Annotated in this window: 12 protein-coding genes and 2 pseudogenes; 8 read left to right on the forward strand and 6 right to left on the reverse strand. The window is 70.3% G+C overall.

Annotation, left to right across the window (positions count from 1 at the left end; genetic code table 11):
- From IF88_RS41720 to IF88_RS49795, 3 genes and pseudogenes are all read right to left on the reverse strand, one after another.
- Positions 1-338: pseudogene (locus IF88_RS41720) on the reverse strand (helix-turn-helix domain-containing protein); the annotation flags it as partial.
- 58 nt (positions 339-396) lie between these two features.
- Positions 397-951: a hypothetical protein gene (locus IF88_RS0139050; protein WP_030724088.1), complete on the reverse strand. Its 555-nt coding sequence runs from the start codon at positions 949-951 to the stop codon at positions 397-399.
- Between the two features lie 198 nt (positions 952-1,149).
- Positions 1,150-1,899 carry a polyprenyl synthetase family protein gene (locus IF88_RS49795; protein ID WP_051838337.1) on the reverse strand — a complete coding sequence of 250 codons (750 nt, stop codon included), beginning with the start codon at positions 1,897-1,899 and terminating at the stop codon, positions 1,150-1,152.
- Between the two features lie 503 nt (positions 1,900-2,402).
- Here IF88_RS49795 and IF88_RS0139060 point away from each other — a divergent pair.
- The 4 genes from IF88_RS0139060 (at position 2,403) to IF88_RS0139070 (ending at position 4,215) form a co-directional block, all read left to right on the forward strand.
- A complete protein-coding gene (locus IF88_RS0139060; protein ID WP_030724091.1) occupies positions 2,403-2,915 on the forward strand; it encodes an EF-hand domain-containing protein in 513 nt (170 codons plus the stop codon).
- A 185-nt stretch (positions 2,916-3,100) separates the two neighbouring features.
- Positions 3,101-3,250, forward strand: coding sequence for a hypothetical protein (locus tag IF88_RS49495; RefSeq protein WP_324617243.1), 150 nt, complete (start codon positions 3,101-3,103; stop codon positions 3,248-3,250).
- Positions 3,247-3,639 (forward strand): GNAT family N-acetyltransferase, encoded by a 393-nt coding sequence (locus tag IF88_RS41730; protein ID WP_324617244.1) that lies wholly within the window; start codon positions 3,247-3,249, stop codon positions 3,637-3,639. Before IF88_RS49495 ends, IF88_RS41730 begins: the two co-directional genes overlap by 4 nt.
- Positions 3,640-3,699: 60 nt before the next feature.
- On the forward strand, positions 3,700-4,215 hold the full coding sequence (locus tag IF88_RS0139070; RefSeq protein ID WP_030724094.1) for an NUDIX hydrolase: 516 nt from the start codon (positions 3,700-3,702) through the stop codon (positions 4,213-4,215).
- 82 nt (positions 4,216-4,297) lie between these two features.
- Here the strand turns inward: IF88_RS0139070 and IF88_RS0139075 are convergent, their stop codons facing one another.
- Positions 4,298-4,822, reverse strand: coding sequence for a winged helix-turn-helix transcriptional regulator (locus IF88_RS0139075; RefSeq protein WP_234323870.1), 525 nt, complete (start codon positions 4,820-4,822; stop codon positions 4,298-4,300).
- 45 nt (positions 4,823-4,867) lie between these two features.
- Between IF88_RS0139075 and IF88_RS0139080 the strand changes: the two genes are divergently transcribed.
- Complete coding sequence (locus IF88_RS0139080; protein WP_234323871.1) at positions 4,868-5,212, forward strand: YybH family protein; 345 nt, start codon at positions 4,868-4,870, stop codon at positions 5,210-5,212.
- Between the two features lie 67 nt (positions 5,213-5,279).
- Here IF88_RS0139080 and IF88_RS41735 read toward each other — a convergent pair whose 3' ends face one another.
- Positions 5,280-5,996, reverse strand: a complete 717-nt coding sequence (locus IF88_RS41735; protein WP_051838338.1) for an intradiol ring-cleavage dioxygenase — start codon at positions 5,994-5,996, stop codon at positions 5,280-5,282.
- Positions 5,997-6,290: 294 nt separating this feature from the next.
- Between IF88_RS41735 and IF88_RS0139090 the strand changes: the two genes are divergently transcribed.
- The 3 genes and pseudogenes from IF88_RS0139090 to IF88_RS48900 form a co-directional block, all read left to right on the forward strand.
- Positions 6,291-7,382, forward strand: a complete 1,092-nt coding sequence (locus tag IF88_RS0139090; protein ID WP_030724106.1) for a substrate-binding domain-containing protein — start codon at positions 6,291-6,293, stop codon at positions 7,380-7,382.
- Between the two features lie 115 nt (positions 7,383-7,497).
- Entirely contained in the window at positions 7,498-8,718 is a 1,221-nt protein-coding gene (locus IF88_RS0139095) for a cytochrome P450 family protein (protein WP_030724108.1), read from the forward strand.
- Positions 8,719-8,816: 98 nt separating this feature from the next.
- Positions 8,817-9,257 (forward strand): annotated as a pseudogene (locus IF88_RS48900) (glycosyltransferase family 2 protein); the annotation flags it as partial.
- 20 nt (positions 9,258-9,277) lie between these two features.
- Here IF88_RS48900 and IF88_RS0139100 read toward each other — a convergent pair.
- Positions 9,278-9,934: a class I SAM-dependent methyltransferase gene (locus IF88_RS0139100; RefSeq protein ID WP_030724115.1), complete on the reverse strand. Its 657-nt coding sequence runs from the start codon at positions 9,932-9,934 to the stop codon at positions 9,278-9,280.
- Between the last annotated feature and the right edge of the window lie 130 nt (positions 9,935-10,064).

Consider the following 10,064-nt stretch of genomic DNA (forward strand, 5'->3'; position numbering starts at 1 on the left):
AAGATGCCGACGGATCAGGGTCTGGACCCGGGCCAGGGTCCAGCGTTCGTCTTCGAAGCCGTGTGCCGACGGCCCCTTGCCGAGTTCCTCCTCGAGCACGGCGAACTGTTCATCGGTGACGGTCGGGGCGTTCGCCGGACCCGTCGAGCGCAAGCATGAATGCCGCGCTCGCGCCAGGCACGGCGCCAGCGTTCCACGGACCGCACACTCACCCGCAGGTCCTTCGCGATGACCGCTGTCTTCTCACCCGCCGCGAACCGCACGCCGGCCTGAAGCCGGATCTCCTCACGAAACGCCCGACGCTCAGCGGTCAGGCCCCCGCCCTCTGGATACCTCACCTCACCGGCATACCGCAGGGATCATGAACCGTCACTACCCGACGACGACCCGAAAACCTCAGTAACGGGGCAGGCGATCCACCACAGCACGGAACCTCTCTCGCCCTGACGTGACGCTCGCGTCCCACAGACCTGAGGCGTCACCGCTCAGCGAGAGGGACTGGAGCCGTTGTTCCTCGGCGAGGAAGCGGGCCCCCGGCACGTTCTGGTCGAGCATGCCCATCGCGGTGAGCGCCGCATGACCGCACGACACTGCCTCGTCGGCGTCTCCTGATCCATGGGCCGGCAGGGCGTACCGCAGGCAGAGGGCAGCGAAGAAGGCGTAGGTGTCGGCGACATCGGTGATCCCCTCCTCGTTCGGCTGCAGCTCCGGGAACCGCTCCAGCAGGCGTACGCGCGCGGCGGCGTCGGGTAGCGGCCGGTCGGCATACCAAAGATCGCGCACGGACTCCGCATAGAAGTCCAGGTCGCCTTCCCGCCCCGGCGCGCCCGCCCGCAGGCCCACGAACAGTGGCGCCATGCGTTCGGTACAGGCGGCGACATACAGGCGGACCGCCTCGCCGCCCCCGCCACGAAGCGCTTCCGCGACGGCCTCCGCTACCAGCGTCTTCACGCCCCACCCTCTCAGCCCGTTCGACCAAATCGACAGGCTACACAGCGGGCTCATGGCCGGAGCTTGACGAATCAGGACCCTGAGGCCTCCGGGGTGACACAGAGCTGATCAATGACTGCACAAGGTAGATATCTGGAGGCATGGGCGGAGCGTGATGCTCGCTTCGGCTTGAAATCCGGGGGCTTGGCGGTTGACCGTTCATCCGTTCCGCCGCGTCGCTTCCTGATGGTGCGTGGCACCGCACGGCATGGCCCGCGCACCAGCTGTGCGGCCCGTGCCGTACGAGCGGCGGACAGCGGCCCCGTGCCGGCGTACAGCTCCGCCAGTTCCCGCCCCGCCGCGCTGCCGGAGGCGAGCGCGGCGGCCACTTGCAGGGACTTCTTGTGCGCCGCCAGGTCGGCCCCGCGCGGCTTGCCGGTGCGCGCAGAGGTCGCCCCCAGATCCCCAAGAGGTCGTCGACCAGTCGGAACGCGGCCCCCAGGTGCGTGCCGAACGCTCGTAGCGGTCCACCCGTGACGGGTCCGCGCCTCCGGCCATGGCTCCCGGGGCACAGGCGGCGGCGCTCAACGCGTCGGTCTTGCCCCGGGCCATCGCCGCGACGTCCGCGACAAACACCTCCCGGCGCGTCTCCAACAGGGTGTCGGCATACTCGCCGTCGAACAGCTCCTGTACCGCTGCCGTCCCCGTCCCCGTCCCCGGCCCCGACGCGCCCAGCGGCCCCGGTGCCTCGGCGACGACCTGGACGGCGAGGAAGAACAGGGCGTCCCCGGCCAGGATCCCCGCCGGCACCCCCAGATCTGCCCACACCGCTGGCGCACCCCGGCGCAGTAGGTCGCCGTCGATGATGTCGTCGTGCAGCAGCGAGGTTGTGCACCAGCTCCACCGCCACAGCCACAGCCGCACGCCAGCAGCACGCGGGCGGTGCTGCGGGCGGCGGGGATGGATCACATACCGCAGATACAGTCGGCTCCAGTGTCATTCCTGATCGCCTCCCCCTGTGCCGGAGATCCGAGCGGCCCAGAACCCCACGTAGGCACTCCCGCCGCCACGCGACCGGACGGGGGCACGGCTCCGTGCCCCCTTCACTCGACGCTTCCGCGGCCCCCTTCCGCAAGGGGCCACACAGGGGCACCGACGGCGGACGCCACTTTCTGACGCTCGGGCACCCGGGTCCTGCCGAAGGGGGAGGGCCGCGTCCCGGCGCCGCTCCGATCACGACAGCCTGCGGAGGCCGCCGTTACAAGCGGTCATGGTGACCTGAGCGCACAGTCGGCCCGATCCACTTCCATCAGCTCCAGCGCGGGACCGCGGGCTGGATCCGCAATCTGCGCACGAGGCGAGGCAAGGCGAGGGACGGTGGTCACACCAGGTGACCTTGTGCCGGGTTGATCGTTTCCGGGGAGAGAGCGGCGTCCGCTGCTTCTTCGGCTTTGCGCAGGAAAGAGGGTCCGGTGGACACGATCACGGCCAAGCGGCACATTTTCTCGATGCTGGACGTCGACGGCGACGGGGTCATCTCCCGCCAGGAGTACCTTGCCCGGCCCGAACGCGCGGCCCTGGCCCTGGGCCGGGCCGGCGACGACCCGCTTCTGTCCTTGGCGCGCACCGCGCACGAGAGGGTGTTCGTGTCGATGGACGCGGACCAGGACGGCCGGGTGAGCTTCACGGAGTACGAGGCGTGGGCCGGAGAGCAGGCTTTTGACGAGGTGTGCAGGCCGGCTCTGGGGTCGCTGTTCGACCTGGCCGACGCTGACAGCGACGGCCACTTGGACCGGGCGGAGTTCACCCGGCTGCGCCACGCCCTGGGCAACCCCGCCGACAACGCGCGTTCAGCCTTCGACGCGCTGGATGAGGACGGTGACGGCCGGATCGACCGGGACGCCTACCTGGCACAGATCCGTTCCTTCGTCACCGACGGATCCTCTCCCATGGCACGGGCTCTCCACGCGGCGGCCGGTAACTGACCGTCCAATTCCGGCGTTTCGCGCCGTGCCGGCTGCCGGCGGGGCGGGGGGCCCTGCGCCTGCGCCGGCCGCCGATCCGGAGAGATCAAGGGCAGGACGGCACTGAAGACCGATGGGTGCTGGGGGCCCTCGCCGGCCAATGCAGTTGCTTTAGGGGTGTCAGAGGTGAATGCCATGATCGCGGGATGACTGCCGCACCCACCTTTCAGCAGCTCGCCTCTCCCGACGACGTCACCCCACAGCTCAGACACGCTCTCACCAAGTGCTGGGTCGAGGTCACCCATGCGGGCGGCGCGGCAGGCTTCCCCTTCCCCCTGTCGCTGCCGCCACGGTGACTTCGGCCCTCGATCGCATCATCGACCTGCTCTCTCCCGACACCAGTCGACTGCTCGCCGCAACCATGGACGGGGAACTCGCAGGTTGGCTCAACGTCCGTCGCGACCCGTTCAAGCTGATCTCACACTGGGGCACCGTCCACCATGTTCAGACCCGTACCGCCATACGCGGCCGTGGGGTCGGCCGTGCCTTCATGAAGGAAGTGCGCAGGGCCGCCAAGGAAGAGATGAGCGTGGAACAATTGCACGTCGCCGTCCGCAGCGATGCTGGTCTGGAGGACTTCTACGGGCGGCTCGGCTGGAAGGAAGGCCGCCGGTGGCCTGGCGCCCTCCGACTCGCCGCAGGCGACGACCGCGACGAAATCCTCATGATCCTCGCTCCACTCTGATCCGCGCGCTTACTGATCGTTTCAGAACGACGTCTCATCCACCGAAGGAGAAGCCCCTCAGTGACCTCCGGCGAACCGTTCGCCCGCATCAAGCTCCGCGTCGCCGCGGCCCTGTTTAACGGCGACGAGATCGCCCTCATCCACCGCATCAAGAACGGCCAGGACCAATACACCCTCCCAGGTGGCAACGTCGAACCCGGGGAACGGATCCATCAGGCCCTCGCACGCGAACTCGACGAAGAACTGGGCTTGGACCTCACAGAGTCGAGTGGTGTCCCGCAACTGACCTGGATCCGGGACGCCATGGTGACCCGACCCGGAAACACCCCGCCCCGCAAACTCCACCTCGTCTTCCGCCTCCACATCGTCGATGTCACCCGTGCTCGCCTGCGTACCGTCGAGCACGATGACACCGCCGGCGCCGGTCACCTCATCTGGATCCACTACAAGGACACGGCCGACAAGGCGCTGTTCCCACCGGTCCCGCTCGCCGAGCTGGCTACTCCCACAGTGCCGCTCGATGCCGCCCGGGCCTTCCTGCCGACCCTGGACGACACCAACTACCACTGGATCTGACCACCGTGAACCACAAAAAAGGAGGGCGCACACGGCGAGCCCGAGCTGCCACGGGTGGACGTGCCGGTGGAACGCGGTCAGGTTACTGGACCGGGCGGACCCTCCCGGAGCCCGGAGCCCGGAGCCCGGAGCCCGGCCCCGGCCCCGGCGCCGACCCCACCTCGGTCTCCGCCTCCGTCCCTGCCCGCGCCAGCTCCACCCCGGTCCGGTACAGCTCGACCAGCAGGGGCCGCAGGGCCGCGCCGGCCGCGGTGAGCCCGTAGCGCGTGCGTACGGGGAAGCCGGGCAGCCGCTCCCGGACGGCGAGACCCCGCCCCTCCAGGGTCCGTAGCCGCTCGGTGAGGACCTTCGGGCTGATCTCGGGCAGCCGGGCCGATAGCGCCCCGAACGACAGTGGCCCGCGCATCAGTTCGCGCAGTACGAGCGTGGTCCAGCGCCCGGACACGGCTGCGAGCGCCAGCTCCACCGGGCAGTCCGGTTCCGGTCGCCGGGTCCGCCCGCCGGCGTCCGGGACCAGCTCGGGGTCCCACCCGTCGGCGTGGCTTTCTCTTTGGTGACCCATTTCGGCGTCGGCTTGGCTGTGGTCATGAACCTCGAACGCGATCATGCGCCCACTGTCGTATTGACCACCGATCCCCGGCAACATCCGGCCGTGTTCGCCGCTGCCTTCAACACCGGCGAACCGGCGGCGGTGGCCCAGGGGTACGAGTCGGACGCCGTCCTCGTCCCACGGCCCGGAGTCCCGCTGACGGGCACCGAGCTCGCCTCGGCCACGGCCGAGTTCCTCGCGCTGGGCCTGCCGATCGAGGTCAGCCCCCGGCACACGTACGCGGCGGGTGACCTCGCGCTCCTCATCGTCGACTGGAGCATCGAGGGCACCGGCCCGGACGGCGCGGCCGTCCGGCTGGCCGGGACCGCCACGGACGTCGCCCGGCGCGGGCCGGACGGTCTGTGGCGCTACGTCATCGACAACCCGTTCGGCACCTCGACCGCCTGACCGGCGAGGGCGCGCCTCCCCGGCGGTCGCCCGGCGGTCGCCCGGCAGTCGCCCGCAGTCGCCCGGCTCAGGCGATTCCCACCGTGTACGCGGCGCGGTAGCCGTCTCCGTCGGGCGAGACGGGCAGCGTCATGGCGGCGCCGGCGGCCCTGTAGCGGCTGTCCCGCTGGTTGGGGTGCTTGGGTGCGGGGCGGCGTGCGTAGGGCTGGCGCGCGTACACCTTCAGCAGGAGGTCCTCGGGGAAGAAGAACTGGGAGGTCGTCTCGGTCCGGTTGTCGGGGCGCACCTTGAAGTGGATGTGGGGTGCCAGGCCCGCGTACCAGCCGGGCACGATCGTCCGGAAGACGCATCGGCCGACGGCGTCGGTGACCTGCGTGCCGCGCAGGAAGGTGGACCCGCCGGTGGAGTAGGCGCCCGAGGGGTCGGCGTGCCAGACGTCCACGGTGGCGGCCGCGAGCGGCCGGCAGCCCGCCGACACCCGGACCACCGTCAGGTCGAGCCGGAACGGCACCCCGCCCAGGCCTTCTGTGATGTCCGAACGCACCCGGTCCAGGTCCAGGTAGTACGGGCCCGCGCCCGCCTCGACGGCGAGGACGCAGGACGGGGTGGGGGTGCCGGTGACGGTGCCGGTCGGAGGCCGGGGCGCCGAGGCCGATGGCTGTCCCGCCGCACCCCGTGTCCCGCCGGAACCGGAGCAGGCCGCGGCCAGCGCGGCCGCCCCGGCCGTACCGGCGGCTCGTAGAACAGCACGACGGCTGGTCCGGTTGGTGTCGTTCTCGGCCATGCGCCCACCGTGCCGGACGGCACCTTTGGCGGTCGGTACCGACACACCGAGGGCCTGCCGCCGCCAGGTTTCATCGACGCCGACCTGACCTGCACCGTTCGTTCACAAGTTGACGCGATGTCAGAAAAGGTTGGTGCTAGTGGGGGATAATGCACCTGCATGGGTGATTTGCGGCGAGGTCAAGACAACGTTGCCAGGTCGTTAACACTTCACTTCTTGACGGCAGTGGAGCCGCCCCGTTGACTGCCCCCACCTCGGCCGTTCGGACACGGCCCCGTCAGGGAGGTTCACTTCGTGAACGTGTATGTGGGTCGTGCCGCCGTCGGACTGGCCGTTTCGGCCCTCACCGTCACGCTCGCCGCTTGCGGTGGTGCGGACGACGGGGCCGCCGAGAGCGAGGGCGCGGTCAAGATCGGCCTCCTGCTCCCCGAGAACGAGACCGCGCGCTACGAGAAGTTCGACAAGCCGCTGATCGAGAAGAAGGTCGCACTCCTGACACTCGGCAAGGGCAAGGTGGTCTACGCCAACGCCATGGGGGACGCGGCGAGGCAGAACGCCCAGGTCGACATGATGATCGGCAACAAGGTCGACGCCCTGATCATCGATGCGGTGGACGCCAAGACGATCGCCGGGGCGGTGGCCAAGGCCAAGGCCGCGGGCATCGCGGTCGTCGCCTACGACCGCCTGGCCGAGGGGCCGATCGACGCGTACACCTCCTTCGACAACGAGGACGTCGGTCGCGTGCAGGGCAAGGCGTTGCTGGAGGCCCTCGGCGACAAGGCCAGGAACGGGAAGATCGTCATGATGAACGGCGCGGTCACCGACCCGAACGCCGCTCAGTTCAGGGCCGGTGCCCGCTCCGTCCTCGACGGCAAGGTCAACGTCGGCAAGGAGTACGACACCGTCGAGTGGAAGCCGGAGAACGCCAACAGCAACATGGCGGCCGCGATCTCCGCCCTCGGCAAGGACAAGATCACCGCCGTCTACTCCGCCAACGACGGCATGGCCGGCGGCATCATCGCCGCCCTCAAGGCCGCGGGCGTCAACCCGCTGCCCCCGGTCACCGGCCAGGACGCCGAACTCGCCGGCGTGCAGCGCATCGTGGCCGGCGACCAGTACATGAGTGTCTACAAGCCGTACCCCCGCGAGGCGGAGGCCGCCGCGGAGCTCGCCGTCACCCTCGCCGAAGGCGACAAGATCGACGGGATCATCAACCAGGTGGTCAGCAGTCCGACCACCAAGCGCGTGCCCTCGGTACTCATTCCCGGTACCTCCGTGACCAGGAACAACATCAGCAGCACCGTGGTCCTCGACGGCGTCTTCACCGTCGAGGAGATCTGCACCGACAAGCTCAAGGCCACCTGCGAGGAGATCGGCCTGAAGTGAGGCGGTCCTCCCGTAGGGCGAGCGGCCACGGGCGTGGCCGGAAACCGACATTCAGGATGAGTTAGGCGTATATCATCGCGCTCCACAGAGAAGGCGACGTACTTCTGGAGGCATGATGAGCGAGCGGCCCGTCCCTCTCCCCTACGCCGACCCGGCCTTCCTCGCCGACCCCTTCCCCCTGTACCGGCAACTGCGCGAGGACGGCCCCGTCCGGCGCGTCGTCATCGCGGGAGGCCTGGAGGCCTGGCTCGTCACCCGCTACGAGGACGGACTCGCGGCCCTCTCCGAACCCCGCCTCAGCAGCGACGTACGCGACGCCTCCGACACCCGCCTCCTGCGACAGCTGCCCGAAACGGAGCGGGAGTCGATGCTGAGCAACATGCTCCGCAGCGACCCGCCCGACCACACGCGCCTGCGCCGCCTGGTCTCCAAGGCGTTCACCGCCCGCAGGGTGGCCGCGATGCGGCCCAGGATCCAGGCCATCGCCGACGGGCTGCTGGACGCGGTCGTCCCGCACGGCCGCGCCGACCTCATCGCGGACTTCGCGCTGCCGCTCCCGGTCACCGTGATCAGCGAACTGCTCGGGGTCCCGGTCGACGACCGTCACGACTTCCAGCACTGGACCGACCGCATGATCATGCGGGGCGCGGAGCCGCCGGACCCCGCCGTGGTGAACGAGGCGTGGCAGCACATGCGGGCGTACGTCAGCGAGCTCATCCGCGCCAAACGGGCAGCCCCGGGCGAGGACCTGCTCAGCGGCCTCATCACCGCCCGCGACGAGGAACGGCAGCTGAGCGAGGACGAACTCATCGCGATGGTCTTCCTGCTGCTGGCCGCCGGCTACATCACCACGGTCAACCTGATCGGCGGCGGTATCGCCATGCTGCTCGCCCACCCCGACCAGCTGGACCTGCTGCTCTCCGACCCCGAGCTGCTGCCGGGCGCGGTCGAGGAGTTCCTCCGCTACGACGGACCCGTCAGCCCGGGCATCGCCCGCTTCGCACGCGAGGACGTCAAGATCGCGGGTGCGCCGATCCCGCGCGGCGCGACCGTACTGATCGCCTCGGCCATCGCCGACCGCGACCCGGCCCGGTTCCCCGACCCGGACCACCTGGACATCACCCGGCAGGACAACCCCCACCTCGCCTTCGGGCACGGCATCCACTACTGCCTGGGCGCGCCGCTGGCCCGCCTGGAGGGTCAGATCGCCATCGGCACCGCCCTGCGCCGGCTCCCCGGGCTGGCCCTCGCCGTATCCCGGGACGAGATCCGCTGGCGTCCCGGAGGCCTCCGTGGCCCCCAGAGCCTCCCGGTGACCTTCACCTCCGGCGGCTAGCCGGCCCCGCATCCGGGGTCGGCCGGCGGTACGCTCGCCGTTCCAGGTGCCGGGAGCAAGGGGAGTGGTCGTGAGCCGACCGCGGGTGGGTGTGCCGGGTCGCCACCTTCCTCGGCGGCGGGCACGCCCTGTCGATGCGGATGCTGGAGCAGACCGGCGGCTGGCCGGACGCGTTCTTCTTCATCCACGAGGAGACCGACCTCGCGTGGCGGGCGCTGGACGCCGGCTGGGACGTCCTCTACGAACCCGCTCTGCTGCTCCGGCACCCGAAGACGTCCCCGGCGCGGCACGCGGTGTACCACCGGATGACCGCCCGCAACCGGGTCTGGCTGGCCAAGCGCCACCTGCCCGCCCTCCTGATCCCCGTCTACCTCGGTGCCTGGACGGCGCTGACCGTGGCCCGCACCCGCTCGGTCCCCGGACTGCGGGCCTGGCTGGCGGGTTTCGCCGAAGGCGCGCGCACCAGCGGCGGCGAAAGGCGACCCATGCGGTGGTCGACCGTGGTCCGCATGACCCGTCTGGGCCGCCCGCCGGTCATCTACCCGACGTACGCGGCGCCTCACACCTCGGCGATCAGGGCGTACCGTTCGTCGGTTACCGGGCCGCCCCACAGGTCAGGGTTGCCGCTGAGCGGTTCGACGCGCACGGCGGCAGCGAGCGGGCGGACGGCCGCGGCCAGGTCTTCGGCGGTGATGCCGCCGTTCCACGGGAGTGATTCGGCGCCGGAGACGTACGGGCCGCCGTTCTGGCCTGCCTCGCGCCAACGCCCCTCGACCAGGACGAGCCGCCCTCCCGGTCGCAGGCGCGTCACCCACGCGCGCAAGGCGGCCTCCGGATCGGGCAGCGTCCACACCAGATGGCGGGACAGCACGACGTCGAACCGCTGTTTACCGGTCGGTGGCAGCATGGCGTCACCCACCACGAAGCGGCCCGCCACCCCCGCGGCCTCGAACTTCGCACGTGCCCGCTCCAGCATGCGCGGCGCCAGGTCGACGCCCGTCGGCCGGTGCCCGGCCTCGGCCAGCAGCAGCGACATCGACCCGGTGCCGCAGCCGATGTCGAGGACGTCGGCCGGTTCTGTCGGCAGCAGCGCGTGCAGGAGCCGGATCCACGCGGTGCGTGTGGCCTCGGCCCTCAGCCCGTGGTCGGGCTCGTCGTCGAAGGTCGCTGCGGCGGCATCCCAGTAGGCGGTGATCAAAGAAGCACGGTCAGTCATGAACCGATGTTCTCGGCTCCCACTGACACCGGGGTGTCAGAGTCCGAGGGCGATGGCCATGCGGGTCATTTCGGCGGTGCTGTTGATGTTGAGCTTGGCGCGGATGCGGCGGAGGTAGGCGTCGACGGTG

Origin of the sequence: Streptomyces sp. NRRL F-2580 (assembly GCF_000720115.1) — a bacterium.
Taxonomy (GTDB): domain Bacteria; phylum Actinomycetota; class Actinomycetes; order Streptomycetales; family Streptomycetaceae; genus Streptomyces.